The 16,674-nt window shown below is 35.8% G+C and carries 9 protein-coding genes; 5 read left to right on the top strand and 4 right to left on the bottom strand.

Annotation, left to right across the window (positions count from 1 at the left end; all coding sequences use genetic code 11):
* Positions 1-44: 44 nt before the first annotated feature.
* The gene (locus P8625_RS10390; RefSeq protein ID WP_279650387.1) at positions 45-1,706 is read right to left on the bottom strand and encodes an ABC transporter ATP-binding protein; all 1,662 of its coding nucleotides are present in this window, start codon (positions 1,704-1,706) and stop codon (positions 45-47) included.
* Between the two features lie 318 nt (positions 1,707-2,024).
* On the opposite strand from P8625_RS10390, the gene P8625_RS10385 reads away from it, so the two are divergent.
* A complete protein-coding gene (locus tag P8625_RS10385) occupies positions 2,025-4,733 on the top strand; it encodes a GEVED domain-containing protein (protein ID WP_279650385.1) in 2,709 nt (902 codons plus the stop codon).
* A 68-nt stretch (positions 4,734-4,801) separates the two neighbouring features.
* On the top strand, positions 4,802-8,287 hold the full coding sequence (locus P8625_RS10380) for a M4 family metallopeptidase (RefSeq protein ID WP_279650384.1): 3,486 nt from the start codon (positions 4,802-4,804) through the stop codon (positions 8,285-8,287).
* Positions 8,288-8,713: 426 nt separating this feature from the next.
* On the opposite strand, the gene P8625_RS10375 is transcribed toward P8625_RS10380, so the two are convergent.
* Entirely contained in the window at positions 8,714-11,182 is a 2,469-nt protein-coding gene (locus P8625_RS10375) for a family 16 glycosylhydrolase (protein ID WP_279650383.1), read from the bottom strand.
* A gap of 373 nt (positions 11,183-11,555) precedes the next feature.
* Here P8625_RS10375 and P8625_RS10370 point away from each other — a divergent pair, with 373 nt between their 5' ends.
* A complete protein-coding gene (locus P8625_RS10370; RefSeq protein ID WP_279650382.1) occupies positions 11,556-12,416 on the top strand; it encodes a DMT family transporter in 861 nt (286 codons plus the stop codon).
* On the opposite strand, the gene P8625_RS10365 is transcribed toward P8625_RS10370, so the two are convergent.
* Positions 12,413-13,501 carry a hypothetical protein gene (locus P8625_RS10365; RefSeq protein ID WP_279650380.1) on the bottom strand — a complete coding sequence of 363 codons (1,089 nt, stop codon included), beginning with the start codon at positions 13,499-13,501 and terminating at the stop codon, positions 12,413-12,415. The two genes, P8625_RS10370 and P8625_RS10365, sit on opposite strands and share 4 nt — an antisense overlap.
* A 78-nt stretch (positions 13,502-13,579) precedes the next feature.
* Between P8625_RS10365 and P8625_RS10360 the strand changes: the two genes are divergently transcribed.
* Positions 13,580-14,572 (top strand): energy transducer TonB, encoded by a 993-nt coding sequence (locus P8625_RS10360; protein ID WP_279650379.1) that lies wholly within the window; start codon positions 13,580-13,582, stop codon positions 14,570-14,572.
* On the opposite strand, the gene dprA is transcribed toward P8625_RS10360, so the two are convergent.
* A complete protein-coding gene (gene dprA, locus P8625_RS10355) occupies positions 14,569-15,666 on the bottom strand; it encodes a DNA-processing protein DprA (RefSeq protein WP_279650378.1) in 1,098 nt (365 codons plus the stop codon). The genes P8625_RS10360 and dprA overlap by 4 nt on opposite strands.
* A 94-nt stretch (positions 15,667-15,760) precedes the next feature.
* On the opposite strand from dprA, the gene P8625_RS10350 reads away from it, so the two are divergent.
* Positions 15,761-16,654: an HU domain-containing protein gene (locus tag P8625_RS10350; RefSeq protein WP_279650377.1), complete on the top strand. Its 894-nt coding sequence runs from the start codon at positions 15,761-15,763 to the stop codon at positions 16,652-16,654.
* Positions 16,655-16,674: the final 20 nt, after the last annotated feature.

Below are 16,674 nucleotides of genomic sequence, written 5' to 3'. Positions count from 1 at the left end.
GTTTTTAACGGTGCAATATACCATTAATAACGCAGTGAAAAAAGTTATAGTCCTTTGGGAATTGCTTCTATTAATGTTTGTGTATATTTTGTCTTTGGGTTTCGGTAAATCTCGTCAGCATCGGCTATTTCTTCTATCCTACCTTTGTTCATTACAACCAACTGATCTGCCATATACTTTACCACAGATAAGTCGTGTGAAATAAAAATATAGGTAAAATTAAACTCTTTTTTTAATTGATTTAATAAGTTTAATACTTGTGCTTGTACCGATACATCAAGTGCTGAAACCGATTCGTCGCAAATAATTAATTTTGGCTGTAATGCAATAGCACGAGCTATTCCTATACGTTGTCTTTGGCCTCCTGAAAATTCATGCGGATAACGGTTAAAGTGAGCCGCTTCTAAACCTACTTTTTCTAATAAATTGCACACATATTCTTTGCGCTCATTAGTAGAACTTAAAACACGGTGAACTTGCATTGGTTCTAAAATAGCATTTCCAACAGTAATTCTCGGGTTTAAAGAAGAAAAGGGGTCTTGAAAAATGATTTGAATTTCTTTTCGAAGCTTTTTAAAATCATTTTTTGAAAGTTTGGTAAGATCTTTTCCGTTGTATAAAATACTTCCAGAACTTGCCTTTTCTAGCTGTAAAATAACTCTACTTAAGGTCGTTTTTCCACAGCCACTCTCTCCTACTAGTCCTAATGTTTCCCCTTCATAAATTTTAAAAGACACATCGTTCACCGCCTTTACAAGCGTAGGTTTTGAAAACCAAGAAGCATTGCTAATAAAATTTTTATGCAAATTAATAATTTCTAACAACGGAGGTTTGCTATATATTTTTTGATGGAAAGCAGCACGTTCTTCATCTGTATACACAGTAGTATCAATTGTTTTGTTTACAAAATCGTGAACAGTAGGTAAAATTTTAAGGCGTTTTTTAGTGTTAGGCTTAGAGTTTATCAACGCTTTCGTGTAGTTTTTCTTCGGAAATAAAAATACATCGCGAGCTTTTCCTTGTTCAATAATTTTACCTTGATGCATTACGACTACAGTATCTGCTATTTCAGAAACCAATGCCAAATCGTGTGAAATAAAAATAATGCCCATTTCAAACTCTTGCTGTAACTCTTTTAATAAAGAAATGATTTCTTTTTGCACCGTTACGTCCAATGCAGTAGTAGGTTCATCGGCAATAAGTAGTTGAGGTTTGCAAGCAATTGCCATCGCTATCATTACCCGTTGTTTTTGTCCGCCACTTATTTGATGTGGGTAGGCATTATAAATAGCTTCAGGTCTAGGAAGTTTTACTTTTGAGAATAGAGAAAGAACCTCCACCTTAATTTCCTGTTCAGAAAGTTGAGTATGTTGTCGTAACATTTCAGCAACCTGAATGCCACAAGACATGGTAGGATTTAAAGAACTCATCGGTTCTTGAAAAATCATCGCTATTTGGTTTCCACGTATTTTTTGAAAATCTTGTTCGTTAAAAAGAAGCAAAGACTGTTTGTTAAAAAGAAGCTCTCCTTTTACTTTCGTATTTTTTGGAAGCAACCCTAAAATAGCCAACGAACTTACCGACTTTCCACTACCACTTTCACCTACAATTCCTAGTATTTGATTTTTCTGTAAACTAAAAGAGATTTGCTGAACAACTGGAGGAGTATTTTTAAACGATATTTCTAAATTTTTAACGTCAAGCATTTATCATAAATTTCAATAAAAATACAACTATTATCCTCATTTTCTTTATTGAAAAGAATACGTTAGTGTAATCGTTTGACAATAAGCACAAAAAAAATAATTTTCTTAACCCTTTATAATCCTAGTGTTTTAGTGGGTTTACGGGTTTCTGTTTTCTCAAAAAAAATAAAAACAGCCGATTACTTATGTAAAACATATAAAATTTTGTGTTTTTTTATATATTTGCCAAAGTTTTAACAAATAGTTAATGATTTTTATTTTTAAAAAATCATACAAGAAGCCCTAGTTTTTAATAAATAGAATTTAAATCCCTTCAGAATGAAAAACAAAATTACTCTAGCACTTTTGTGCTTTTCTTTGGTGTTTGCTGCCCAATCTCAGCAAAAAACTACTCAAGTAAAACGTAACTGTAACGTTACCGAACTTTTCAATGCTAAAGTTGCAAAAAATCCGAGTCTCGCTAAACACATGGAACAAATAGAGTTGTTCACGCAGCGAAAGATTGAGGAAATGTCGAATAAACAAGGTAAAATTTCGGGAGATATTTATCAAATTCCAGTAGTTGTTCATTTATTATATACAAATTCTACAAATAACATCAGTGTAGCACAAATTCAGTCACAAATTGATGTTTTGAATGAGGATTTCAGAAGAACAAATGCTGATGCTACGAACAAGTGGTCGCAAGCAGCAGACACAAAAATTGAGTTTTATTTAGCTCAGATCGACCCTAATGGAAATCCTACTACGGGTATTACAAGAAAGGCAGTAAGCAAATCTACTTGGCAAACCGACGATAGTATGAAAAAATCTTCTCAAGGAGGAGTTAATCCTTGGAATACTGCTGAATACTTAAATATGTGGATTGTAGACAATTTGATAAGTGGGACAAGAACTATTTTAGGATATGCACAATTTCCATGGGATACAGATGCATCTACAGACGGTGTAGTAATGGCAGATCAATACTTTGGTACCATAGGTACCGCTCAAGCTCCTTTTGATGGAGGTAGAACAACTACTCACGAAGTAGGTCACTATTTCGGATTACGCCACATTTGGGGCGATGGAGGTTGTGGTGTAGACGATTTTGTTTCGGATACCCCAGAATCGGATGCGCCAAACTATGGCTGTGCGACAGGACACATTTCTTGTGGGTCAGAAGATATGGTTCAAAACTACATGGATTATTCGGATGATTCTTGTATGAATTTATTTACGCTAGGTCAAAAAAACAGAATGCACACCTATTTAGAAACAGGGGGGGCAAGACGTTCATTAGCCCTGTCAGATAAAACGAGTGGAGCTACTTCATGTACAGCAACCGTACCTACAGGAGTAACTATTTCAGGTGTTACTTCTTCAGGAGCAACGGTATCTTGGACGGCAGTTTCAGGAGCTACTTATGACGTAAGATACCGTCAAACAGGAACCTCGACATGGGCAACTAGTGCGGTTTCTGGAACTTCAACATCTTTAAGTGGATTATCCGCTTCTACTCAATACGAAGTACAAGTACGTAGCAAATGTTCTGACGGAACAACATCGGCATACAGTACCTCTTCAAACTTTACAACACCAGCAGTAACTATTTCGTATTGTTCATCAAAAGGAAATAGTGTGGCAGATGAATATATTGGAAGAGTTCAATTAGGTACTATTAATAATAGTTCAGGTGGAGGAAATGGCTATACCGATTACACCAACATTTCAACAAATTTAGCCAAGTCGACTTCTCATACTATTACCATAACTCCCACATGGACAGGTACAGTATATAATGAAGGATATGGAGTTTGGATAGATTACAATCAAGATGGAGATTTTTCTGATGCAGGCGAAACAGTATGGACAAAATCACCCTCACAAACAACACCAGTAAGCACCTCATTCACCGTTCCATCAGGAGCTTTAGAAGGAGCCACAAGAATGCGAATCGTAATGAAGTACAATGCAACTCCTACAGCTTGTGAAGCTACTTTTTCGTATGGTGAAGTAGAAGATTATACTGTAGTAATTGGAGCTGGCACAGCAGATACTCAAGCACCGAGTGCTCCAACAAACTTAACAGCAGGTAACGTTACACAAACGACTTTAACTTTAAGCTGGTCGGCATCAACCGACAATGTAGGGGTAACAGGTTACGATGTTTATAGAGGAACTACCAAGATTGCAACAGTAACAGGAACCTCTGCTAGTGTAACAGGATTAGCCGCTAGTACCACGTATAGTTTCTCGGTACGAGCTAAAGATGCAGCAGGGAACGTTTCATCATCAAGTAATACAATTAACGTTACAACTTTGTCTAATACGGTATCCTACTGTGGTTCTCAAGGAAACAACTCATCGTATGAGTGGATTGATAATGTAGAGCTAGGAGGTATGACAAATGCAACAGGTGATAACGGTGGATATGCCGATTTTACTTCAAAAACAGCAACCTTATCTCAAGGAAGTTCAAATCAAATGATAGTAAGTGCAGGCTTTAGCAGTTCATCATACACAGAATATTGGGCAGTTTGGATAGACTTTAACCAAAACGGTACTTTCGAGAGTAGTGAAAAAGTAGTATCGGGCTCATCGTCAAGTGCCAATAACTTAACCGCTACAGTAAATGTTCCTTCAGGAGCAAGCTTAGGAACTACTAGAATGCGTGTTTCGATGAAGTATAACAGTGCACAAACTTCTTGTGAAGCCTTTTCGTATGGAGAAGTAGAAGACTATACCGTAAATATTGTTTCTGGTGCAAGAGAATACAATGCTGTTAGTTCAGGAGAACGATTAGGAAATGAAAGTAATTTAGACCTAATGGCATATCCAAATCCAGCAGTAGATTACTTACAAGTAAGACTAGCTTCTAAGACTGATAAGATGACCTATAAAATTGTAAATACGATTGGTAAAGTAGTAAAATATGGACGCTTAAACAACTCAAACATAAATGTTTCAGGTTTACAAACTGGAATGTATATTTTAGAAGTAAATGACGGACAAAAATTATTGACAACCAAAGTGTTTAAAAAATAAACCTTCTTAAAGCCTGAGTTCTTTCTCAGGCTTTTTTTTACTAAAATAATTAGCTAAACCCTTCAAGAATGAAACACAATTACATTAAAAAAGCATTTTTATTTACTTGTTTGTTTACAGGTGTTTATAGTATAAACGCTCAAGAAAACAGAGAGTTAAAACACATTGAGTTTAACGAGTCGTCAAAGGTTTCTTTACAAAAAGCCCCAGATCTTATTAAGAAAAGACTAAAGTTATTCAAAGACGATCGTTTGCATAAACTAACATCCACCAAAGATGATATCGGTTTTACCCATGAAAAATATCAGCAAAAATTCAAGGGAGTAAAAGTTGAATTTGCTACCTATACTGCGCACGCTAAAAATGGTGTTTTAAAAAGTATGAATGGTGAGTTTTATGATGTAGGAAAAGTAAATACAACTCCAAAACTATCAAAAGAGCAAGCATTTAAAAAGGCATTGTCTCATACAGGAGCTGAAAAGTATTTATGGGAATTTCCTGAAGCTGCTAAAGAAATGGATAACTACAAAAAACCAGAAGGAGAATTGCTAATTCTTCCAAAAGAAGTTATTGGAAAAAAAGAACCAAAATTGGCTTATAAATTCGACATTTTTGCTACAAAACCACTAAGCAGAGGATATTTATATATCGATGCCCATACAGGAGAAACTTTGTTTTACAATGCCATAATAAAGCACGCAGATAAATTTGGGCATGTTGGTAATATTACGAAGTATGCAAAGAAAAGTAACAAAGCTGAAGCTGCAACAGCATTTGTAACAGGAACAGCACAAACACGTTATAGTGGTACTAAATCTATTGAAACGGCGTTAAGTGGTGGGAGTTATATTTTGAGTGATGCAGGAAGAAAAGTGTACACTAGAGATGCTAAAAATCAATCACCAGGAGCTACTTACCCATACATATCAAACTACAATCAATTTACCGATAATGATAATAACTGGACAACTGCCGAGCACAGTGCCAATAAAGATAATGCGGCTTTAGATGCTCATTGGGGAGCCATGATGACTTACGACTATTTTTTACAAAAGCACAATCGTAATAGTTATGACGGGAATGGTGCTCAAATCAGAAGCTATGTACATGTAGATGTTAATTACGACAATGCTTTTTGGAATGGTTCTGTAATGTCTTATGGCGATGGTTCTTCTAACGGACAAGAAGGAAATGGATATTTTGACGCCTTAACTTCGATAGATGTAGCTGCACACGAAATAGGACACGCTGTTTGTTCAAATACCGCCAACTTAGCATACCAAAGAGAATCGGGTGCTTTAAATGAAGGATTTTCTGATATTTGGGGAGCTGCCGTAGAACACTTTGCAAAAGGAAACGGAAACGATTTAAACCCAAGCCTTTCTGTATGGTTAATAGGAGACGAAATAGACAGACGTACTGGTTCTGCAGCCTTACGTTCTATGAACGACCCAAAATCATTAGGTCAGCCAGATACCTATGGAGGAACGTACTGGAAGAACCCTAATTGTGGTACTCCAACCCGAACAAACGACTATTGTGGTGTACATACCAACTCTGGTGTTTTAAACAAGTGGTTTTACTTACTAACTGCAGGAGGTTCAGGAAGCAACGATGTTGGAGATAACTACAACGTAACAGGTATCGGAATGGCAAAAGCTGCTAAAATTGCTTACCGAACAGAAGCCAATTATTTATCAGCAAATGCAACATTTTCTGATGCTAGAGCAGGGGCTATTCAAGCAGCTACCGATTTATACGGGGCAAATTCTCAAGAAGTAATTTCAACTACCAATGCTTTTTATGCTGTTAACGTAGGAGAAGAATTTGTGCAAGCTTGTGCTTTAGCAGCACCAGGTAACTTGAGTGCATCTAATATCGGAGATAATGGATTTACAGTGTCTTGGAATGCTGTTTCAGGAGCCGCTTCTTACGACGTAACCGTAGCAGGAAATACGACCAATGTAACCAGCACATCTTTTAATGTTACTGGACTAATAAGTGGTACTCAGTACGCCGTTACTGTTGTAGCAAAATGTGCTACTGGAGGTACAGGTACTTCTGCAACATTAAATGTAACAACCACAGGAAACCCTCCTCTAAACTATTGTTCATCAAAAGGAAATAGTGTGGCAGATGAATATATTGGAAGAGTTCAATTAGGTACTATTAATAATAGTTCAGGTGCAGGAAATGGCTATACCGATTACACCAACATTTCAACAAATTTAGCTAAGTCGACTTCTCATACTATTACCATAACTCCAACATGGACAGGTACAGTATATAATGAAGGATATGGAGTTTGGATAGATTACAATCAAGATGGAGATTTTTCTGATGCAGGCGAAACAGTATGGACAAAATCACCTTCACAAACAACACCAGTAAGCACCTCATTCACCGTTCCGTCGGGTGCTTTAGAAGGAGCCACAAGAATGCGAATCGTAATGAAGTACAATGCAACTCCTACCGCTTGTGAAGCTACTTTTTCGTATGGTGAAGTAGAGGATTATACAGTGGTAATTGGAGCTGGCACAGCAGATACTCAAGCACCGAGTGCTCCAACAAACTTAACAGCAAGTAACGTTACACAAACGACTTTAACTTTAAGCTGGTCGGCATCAACCGACAATGTAGGGGTAACAGGTTACGATGTTTATAGAGGAACTACCAAGATTGCAACAGTAACAGGAACCTCTGCTAGTGTAACAGGATTAGCCGCTAGTACCACGTATAGTTTCTCGGTACGAGCTAAAGATGCAGCAGGGAACGTTTCATCATCAAGTAATACAATTAACGTTACAACTTTATCTAATACGGTATCCTACTGTGGTTCTCAAGGAAACAACTCATCGTATGAGTGGATTGATAATGTAGAGCTAGGAGGTATGACAAATGCAACAGGTGATAACGGTGGATATGCCGATTTTACTTCAAAAACAGCAACCTTATCTCAAGGAAGTTCAAATCAAATGATAGTAAGTGCAGACTTTAGCAGTACATCGTACACAGAATATTGGGCAGTTTGGATAGACTTTAACCAAAACGGTACTTTCGAGAGTAGTGAAAAAGTGGTGTCGGGTTCATCTTCAAGTGCTAATAACTTAACGGCTACAGTAAATGTTCCTTCAGGAGCAAGCTTAGGAACTACTAGAATGCGTGTTTCGATGAAGTACAACAGTGCACAAACTTCTTGTGAAGCCTTTTCGTATGGAGAAGTAGAAGACTATACCGTAAATATTGTTTCAAGTACTTCGGTAGCAGAAGGATTATACGGTTTTTCAGCTGGCACAGGAGGAGAAAGCTTAGGAAATGAAAATAGTATCAGTTTTATGGCGTATCCTAATCCAGTAGTAGATTACTTACAGGTAAAACTAGCATCTAAAGCAGACGATATAACGTATAAAATTATAAATACGATTGGTAGTGTAGTAAAACAAGGACGCTTAAACAACTCAAATATAAATGTTTCAGGTTTACAAACCGGAATGTATATTTTAGAAGTAAATGACGGACAAAAATTATTGACAACCAAAGTGTTTAAAAAATAATCACATGCAATGAATATTTGAAATTCGTTAATTAGAACAGACTGAATTTTAAGTTAAAAAGCAAATAATTCAGAGATAAAGTTAAGGCTCTTCTTAAAGAAGAGCCTTTTTTAGTAATTCAATCTAACATAAGATTGTAAATGAAACCTGATAATTCAGTATAGAAAAAATTCACTAGGAGTATAGCTAAATTTTCTTCTGATAACCTATGTCTTTGGGATTTCTTTTTTAAAATATTTCGCTATACATTACAATTACTTAATTTTTCAGAGTACTAGAGGGGAGCTTTTGAGTTCACAAAACATAAAAACCATTTTAAAAAATTAACATACAAAAACACCTTGTCTTTTATAGTAAATGCAAAGACAAGGCGTTTTAAAAGGATGTAGTTATTTAAGGTTCTCTAAAAATTTAAAATTACAGTACTTATTTTTTCACCATTTTATATTGTTTGAAAAGACCACTGTCTGTATATACATTAAGTATATAAATTCCTTTTTTCAAATACGAAACATTATATTCTTTAGTGCTTGTTACATTCTTCCAAGAAGTTATGATTTTACCACTCAAGCTTACGATTTCAAAAGAAAAAATAGCACGGTTATTCTCGGGTAATTGATAGGTAAAAGAAGTTGCCATAGGGTTAGGATAAGGGACGCTTTCAGTAGCTTGATTTAACAGCACTTCTTCAAGGTCATCTGTGTTACTTCCTGTTCTGGCAGATAAAGAGCAGATAGTTCCATCGTTTAACGGACTAAACGTTAAACCAGTGTATTGAGCATCAGATACACAAAATTGCACCGTTAAAGTTCCTTTGGCTGTTTGACTGGTTTGGAAATAAGCATTTCCGTTTCCATCGGTAGTCGCTTGTACTTGTTCGTTGAAAGTTCCCGAAAACTGTCCTGAAACCGTTGCATTCGATACTACTCCACCCAGATCATCTTTCAGGTTCACTGTAGCTGTTCCTATTTTTTGACCTTTTTGCGCACTTGCTTCACCAGTAACAATAGAAGCCACATAAAAAGTAGTTGCTGTTCCTGTTGTAGTCCCCGTAATGGTTATGGGTGTTGAGGTGGTCGTAAGGTTTTCATTATCGGTTGCTTTGGCGGTAATGGTATGTGTTCCTTGCGAAATATTCCAGCTAATGCTGTAGGGAGCCGTGGTATCTGAACCAATCAGCACATCGTTGTCGAAGAAAGAAACTTCAGCAATGCTTCCATCGATATCGTTTGCGTTAGCAGTTAAATCAATAGTACTTCCACTTGAAAAAGAAGCTCCGTCATTAGGACTCGTCATGCTTACGGTAGGGGCTTGGTTGACAGTGGTTCCTGTGTCGGCATTGTAACTGTCTAAATTGTCATAATAGTATACGTCTGAGGTAAAACTATTAGGATTCAACAGGATAATCATTTTAGTCAATGCTGAACCATCTGCACCAGGGTCGGGCGTGTCTAATAAAGAAAACTCAAGACGTTGCCATGCGTTTTGTTGCGTAATTTGAGCCACATAGCGACTATGCCTACCTACTGGATAATTGGTAGCAATGGCATCATTGGTTTCTAGTTGTATGATGATTTCTGTACCTACTGGGGCTTGGGTATATACATCTACATAAAACTTCTTTTCTTTGTTTAGGTACGGAGTTCCTGTGATTACGTTTGTAATGTCATACGTTATTAAATCGTACTGTTCTGTACTATTTCGTGTATACTTTCCACTCAAACTACTGGTATTAATTCCGTTTTGGGAGGGGTTGTTCGTTTCTAGTAAGTTTCCTGTAGCTGAGGTGAAACTTACTGCGGCCGGAGTATCAAAGTTTTCAAAAGAAAAATCTTTTACATACGGTGGTTCTACTTCTACAAAAATGCCTAACGATGTAGGTTCACATCCGTTATTAAAAGAAGCCGATACAACACCACTTTCTGAACCGAAGTCGATAACAACCGAAGCACTCCCTTGTCCACTTACTACGGTAGCACCCGTAGGAACAGTCCAGTTTACAGAAGTTCCAGGACTTAAATTGTTAAGGGTATAGGTAATTTGTGATGCTTGGTTTGATACCACATCGTTACCTGTTATGTGCGTTTTTACACCATCGTACACGCGTACATAGTCTACTTCCATAGTAGCAGGGAGCATACTATCGTTTACATTTCCTCCAAGGTTACCACCAACGGCAACATTGAGTAGCAAGTAAAAATCTTGATCAAAAGGCCATTGGTAAGGTGCCAGGTCTTCTGGTTTTTTTGTCGAATATAAAATTCCATCTACATACCATCTAATTTCACCAGGTTCCCATTCGATGGCAAACTCATGAAATTGATCTGGAAAAACTCCTTGTTTTAAGTCGAAAATGCTTCCTTGCGATTGATTGTTAGGATACAAATCTCCATAATGAATGTATCCATATACTTCCTTTTGACGAGAAGCAGTAAATTCCATGATATCAACTTCACCACTTTGTGGCCAAGAGCCGTAAACCTCATCAGTAGGAAGCATCCAAAATGCAGGCCATAAACCATCACCCACAGGGAGTTTTATAGAGGCTTCTATACGACCGTACGCAAAAGAAGCTTTTCCTTTGGTGTTAATTCTTCCTGAGGTATATCTTGATCCTCGTGTACGCTCTACTTTCGATGTAATTTTTAAGGTTCCATCACTTACAGTGATATTCGCTTCATTATACGATTGTAGTTCTCCGTTTCCCCAACCACAAATACCTTCGGCACAACCATCTCCGAGTTGCACATTCCATTTTGAGGCATCTAGTTGGGTACTGTTAAATTCGTCTTGCCAAATAATTGTAGGACATTGTGCTTGGGTCAAAGTCGTATTCCATACAAATCCTAAAAGAAAGAGCAGGGCTGTTCTTTTTATATAAAAATAAGTGTTCATAAATGGTTTGATTTATTGATTTGGTTTCAATATTAGCATAATTAACTGAAAGCCAATAATAATACACCTATACAAGACCTATACAACTATAAAAAAACAGCATTATAATAAACTAAAAAGATTGATTTGGGTAAAAGTTCGTACTTTCACGCAGGTTTGTTTCTTTTTTGTAGAACATTAATTTTTTAACAATGGCAACCATGTTTAAGAGTTCTAAGTGCCTCTACGAATTACATTTTTAAAGAATTTTGTGTCAGTGAGTCTTTTTTAGTGGAGGAAGATAAAAAGGAGCGTATAATGATCCCTATTTTGGCATCTTAGCCGCCTATACATATTTGTAACATAGTCTTTTAAAAACATAAGTACAACATAAATGCAAAACAACCATAATAAAAACCTCGCAGGTTTGGTATTGGCTACTTTTTTTATCAGTACCTCGGGAGTATTGGGTAGGTATATTGCTATGCCTTCGGAAGTTATTATATGGTTTCGATCGGTATTTGCGATGGTATTTTTATATGCATTCTGTCGATTTAAAAAAATTGACCTGACCATACAATCGAGAAGGCATTTGTTCCCATTTTTGATAAGTGGAATTTTTATGGGGGTGCATTGGATTACGTATTTCTATGCTTTAAAACTATCAAATGTGGCTATTGGCATGCTTTCTTTGTACACTTTTCCAGTAATGATTGCTTTTTTAGAACCTTTGTTTTTAAAAATAAAATTCAACCCAATTCACCTTGTTTTAGGTTTATTGGTTTTGCTAGGACTCTATATTTTAGCTCCTGACTTCGACGTTACAAGTACGCAGGTTCAGGGTATATTGTTTGGCTTGTTTTCGGCACTGTGTTATTCTATCAGGATTTTAATTTTAAAACAATATGTACAACAGTATAACGGAGTGATGCTCATGTTTTATCAAACAGTAATCATTACAGTGGTATTAGTTCCGGTTTTATTTTTTATGGATGTTTCAGGGTTTCAAGAGCAACTCCCATACCTATTACTTTTAGGGTTGTTAACTACCGCTATAGGGCATAGTTTAATGGTACACTCATTACAGTTTTTTTCAGCATCGACCGCAAGTATTATTAGTAGTATTCAACCAGTTTTCGGAATTATTTTAGCATATATTTTCTTAAAAGAAGTACCGACGTGGAATACTTTTGTTGGTGGAAGCTTGATTTTAGCAACGGTTGTTATTGAAAGTATTCGAAGTAGAAGATATTAATGTAGTTTTTGTTGTTGTTGAATAATGGTTTTCATACTTACGTCTTCGTAATTTCTACGAACAAAATTTAAGGCACTTTCCAAGACCTCTCCCATTCCGTCGCTATCTCTAAAATTAATATCACCCGTAAAATTAAAGATTTCAGCCTTTAGCTGTGCAATGTTTTTCGAAATAGAAATCGTGTCTGATTTCATGGCTTTTATCAAGCGACCTAAGCGAGCACGTGATCCTAAAATTCTCTTAGCCACAATCGAACGTTCTTCTAACTGGTATTGTTCGATAGAACTCGAGGTAAGCTTGTCTGCTACCAATTGCACCATCTTTAGGTTTTCCTTGAAAAACTGCGGATAATATACTTTAAACTTGCCTTCGTAACATTGTTGGTCGAAATCGATAGGACGTATTTTATACACCACATTCTCAAAATCGTGGGTAGGCACTACCACATAGTTATACGAACGCATATCGCCTAACAAACGAATCATACAACGCTCGTTAAATTTTACAAATTCTTTGGCTATCTGTGCCTTCTCTATGTCAATACAACTATCTAAGTATTCATTAATAAACACGTCGCCAGGAATTCCTGAAATATGCTCTTCTATTAGTGTATCTTCATATACCAAAAAGTTCAAATTATAAGGCGACAAAATATCTTCCAGCTCCAAACCATAAATACGAGAAGCATCGGTTTTTTTTACATAAAAATAGGTATAGTTGTCATTTAAAATATTTCGAACTTTTACTCGAAAAGGCTTAGAATTACCAAAAGTACAAAAGTCTACCGCATCGATATTTAGGTGTTGTATGCTAGCATTCGAGCCGTTAGAGTGTAAAATATTATATATCTGTTTAAGACTTAAATCTATTTCCTCTCGCTCAAACTCATTGTAATAAACACGAACCCACAAAGTATCGTTATCGTGTTTATCATACACCGATATAGCTCCTTGAAAACGTAACAAATCGTCATAAAAAATAGGAATTTGTATGGTTCTTTTATGCCTGTTCAAATAATTGGCGAGCTTTTTCTTAACAGGAAAAGCGGGTTTCTTTTGAGAAATGAGTTTGTTTTCTGAAGTCATTGAAAAACCTTTTTTCAAAGATACTTGAATTTATTTCTTTGGAATAATATTTGTTAATTCTAAACAAAACTATTTACTATGAAAAACTATAAACTTACCATTCCAAAACCTTGTCATGAAAATTGGGATGCAATGACGCCTAATGAGAAAGGAAAATTTTGTAGCTCCTGTTCAAAAACAGTAGTCGATTTTACTAAAAAATCAACCAAAGAAATTCAAGAATATTTAATAGCAAATAAAGAACAAAGAGTTTGCGGTCATTTTTACAGAAAGCAGCTTGATAGCATTGTAATTCAGTTACCAGAAACAATGTTTCATCAATCCTTAACTTTTCAAAAACTGTTTATAATATCCTTATTGTTTGCTATGGGAACAACCTTGTTTAGTTGCAAGACAGATTCAGGAAAAATTCAAAAGATAGAAAAGGTTGAAATAATTGACTCTATTGCAAAAACTGAAATAGGAATTGATATTTTAAAAAAGAATCACGATACTCTTATTCAGAAAAACAACTGTAAAGTTCCACCACTTTTAGCAACAACTGAGATAACTGTTATTGAAAATACTGGTAAAGTTTTAAAAAACCCCGTAGAACCTTTTGATATTGAAGAAGTAAATAAACTTCCTAAAAAGAAAGAAATAGAAGAAGCTATCCTATTACAACCAAAAGACAGTGTTCCTGAAGTTGTTATTGTTGGAGTCATTGTTGAAGGAGAAGCCGCCATGGAACCCATTGAACCGTATTCCTTTTTTCAAGTTGACAGTAAACCTAAATTCAAAAAAACTACTTCTGAATTTGAAGAAGAACTCAACAAATTTATTCGAGAGAGGTTTAGTAATGATTTGTTTAAAGATTTAGGAATAAAAAAAGGAAATACAAGAATGTATACACAATTTACAATCGACTCATTAGGGAATGTTTCTGATGTAAAAGTGAGGGCGGCACACCCTAAACTGAAAGAATGTATCAAAGAAATTATACATGAACTCCCTCAATTTATCCCTGCCAAAAAAGAAGGTAAAAATGTGAGTGTCAAATGCACATTACCAATTATTTTTGAAGTTGACTAAACTTCAAACATTTTTCCGGGTAAAGGTTTTATAACTCCTTTGAGTTCCATTTGCACTAAAATAGATGCCAATTGATAGGTAGGAAGATTGCATTTCAAGGCAATAACATCTAGCAATTGTTTACCATTTTGTTGTAAATAATCGTGAATTTTCTGTTCGTTATCATTCAAATCAACAAAAAGCTTGCTTTGAATGGGTATTGAAGCTCTCGGAAGATCCCAGTTGAGCATTGTTACAATATCTTCGGCAGAAGTTAACAAATGTGCCTGATTATTTTTAATGAGATTGTTACATCCTTTGCTATACACATCAGAAGCCCTACCGGGCAACGCAAACACATCGCGATGATACGAATTGGCAATATCGGCAGTAACTAACGAGCCTCCCTTTTTAGCAGATTCAATAATAATCGTAGCTTTTGAAAGTCCTGCCACGATACGATTCCGTTTTAAGAAATTTTCTCTTACAGGGGGTTCATCGTGCCAAAACTCGGTAATAAATCCGCCATTCTCATTGACTTGATGCATGTATTTTTTATGAGTTTTGGGATAAATTTCATCCAATCCGTGAGCCAAAACAGCAATGGTTTGTAGGTTGTTTTTTATAGCAGCTGTATGTGCACAAATATCTACCCCATAAGCAAATCCACTTACAATAATTGGATTGTGTTCTTTTAGGTCTTCAACAAGTTGATTGCAAAAATCACGACCATACGAACTCATGTTTCTAGTACCTACAATTGAAATTATTTTATCGTTGTTTAGTTGAATGTTTCCATCTTTAAAAAGCAAGATAGGCGCATCAATACAATGTTTTAAGTATTGCGGATAATCAGCATCTAAAAAATACGAAAAATCAAGGTTGTTTTGTTGAATATAGTTGAGTTCTTTTTCTGCCCTTTTCAAGTTGTCTTCATCAAAAAGATGTTGAGTAACATGAGTGCCAATTCCGTTAATTTTATGTAGGTTATTTCTCTTCTCTCGAAACACCTGCGTTACACTACCTGTAGCTGTAATTAGCTTTTTTGCTAAAACAGCTCCTATGTTTTTAGTGGCTTGTAGCCGTAACATGGCTAGCAATTTTTCTGAATTCATATAGCAATAATTTGACTATCAATATACAAAAAACGATTTATTAAAATTTACTTGGTTTATTAAATTTTAAATTTTAAAAACTATATTTGTAGTTATGAGATTAGCCGACTACATTAACGATTTATTATATAGATACGATTGCGTAATCGTTCCTAACTTTGGAGGATTTATAACGAATAAAATAGCTGCTAGTGTAAATACGACTACGCACACTTTTTATCCTCCCAAAAAACGACTTACGTTTAATGCGTATTTACAGCATAACGACGGATTATTGGCGAACTATATTGCTGCTACTAAAAACAGCTCTTTTGAAGAAGCAGTTGCTTTTATTACAGAAGAGGTTGCATTATGGAATGAAGAGTTAGCAACGACCACTATTCAAGTTGCTTCGGTAGGAAGTTTATCTTTAAATGAATCGAAAAAGTTAATTTTCGAACCCAATCCATCAAGTAACTTTTTAACGGATTCTTATGGGTTGGCTGAGGTTACCGTACCTGCTGTTGAAAGAGTGGAGCAAGAAAAAGTAGTTCCTATTTCAACAGAACAAGAAACGAAAACAATTCCGTTATACTTAAAAAGAGTTGCTGCTGCTGCAGTTTTTGTAGGTGTTGCTTATGTGGGATGGAACGGTATTCAAAATCAACAACAACAAGACGCATTAGCGAACCAAGAAGAGGCAGTTCAAAAGAAAATTCAATCGGCAACCTTTGTCATTGACAATCCGCTACCTACTATCAATTTAAACGTTCGTAAAGAGACAAAGAACTTTCATATTATTGCCGGGGCTTTTCAAGAAGTAAGTAACGCCAACAGCAAATTAGTAGCACTACAAGAAAAAGGATTTGAAGCTTCTATTGTTGGCAAAAACAACTTGGGATTAACACAGGTGGCTTTTGCAAGTTATACAACAAGAGAAGAAGCAAGAAAGGCGTTAGAAACGATTAAAGCTACAGCAAGCAAAGACGCTTGGTTGTTGGCTAAATAAACTACGATTCGTTTAGATAA

It is taken from the genome of Tenacibaculum tangerinum (assembly GCF_029853675.1).
Classification (GTDB): Bacteria; Bacteroidota; Bacteroidia; order Flavobacteriales; family Flavobacteriaceae; genus Polaribacter; species Polaribacter tangerinum_A.
This window is presented reverse-complemented; position numbering and strand designations above follow the sequence as displayed.

Bases quoted from the DNA above. Each gene is read 5' to 3' on its own strand.
- P8625_RS10390 (WP_279650387.1), bottom strand. From the start codon at position 1,706: ATGCTTGACGTTAAAAATTTAGAAATATCGTTTAAAAATACTCCTCCA.
- P8625_RS10385 (WP_279650385.1), top strand. From the start codon at position 2,025: ATGAAAAACAAAATTACTCTAGCACTTTTGTGCTTTTCTTTGGTGTTT.
- P8625_RS10380 (WP_279650384.1), top strand. From the start codon at position 4,802: ATGAAACACAATTACATTAAAAAAGCATTTTTATTTACTTGTTTGTTT.
- P8625_RS10375 (WP_279650383.1), bottom strand. From the start codon at position 11,182: ATGAACACTTATTTTTATATAAAAAGAACAGCCCTGCTCTTTCTTTTA.
- P8625_RS10370 (WP_279650382.1), top strand. From the start codon at position 11,556: ATGCAAAACAACCATAATAAAAACCTCGCAGGTTTGGTATTGGCTACT.
- P8625_RS10365 (WP_279650380.1), bottom strand. From the start codon at position 13,501: ATGACTTCAGAAAACAAACTCATTTCTCAAAAGAAACCCGCTTTTCCT.
- P8625_RS10360 (WP_279650379.1), top strand. From the start codon at position 13,580: ATGAAAAACTATAAACTTACCATTCCAAAACCTTGTCATGAAAATTGG.
- dprA (WP_279650378.1), bottom strand. From the start codon at position 15,666: ATGAATTCAGAAAAATTGCTAGCCATGTTACGGCTACAAGCCACTAAA.
- P8625_RS10350 (WP_279650377.1), top strand. From the start codon at position 15,761: ATGAGATTAGCCGACTACATTAACGATTTATTATATAGATACGATTGC.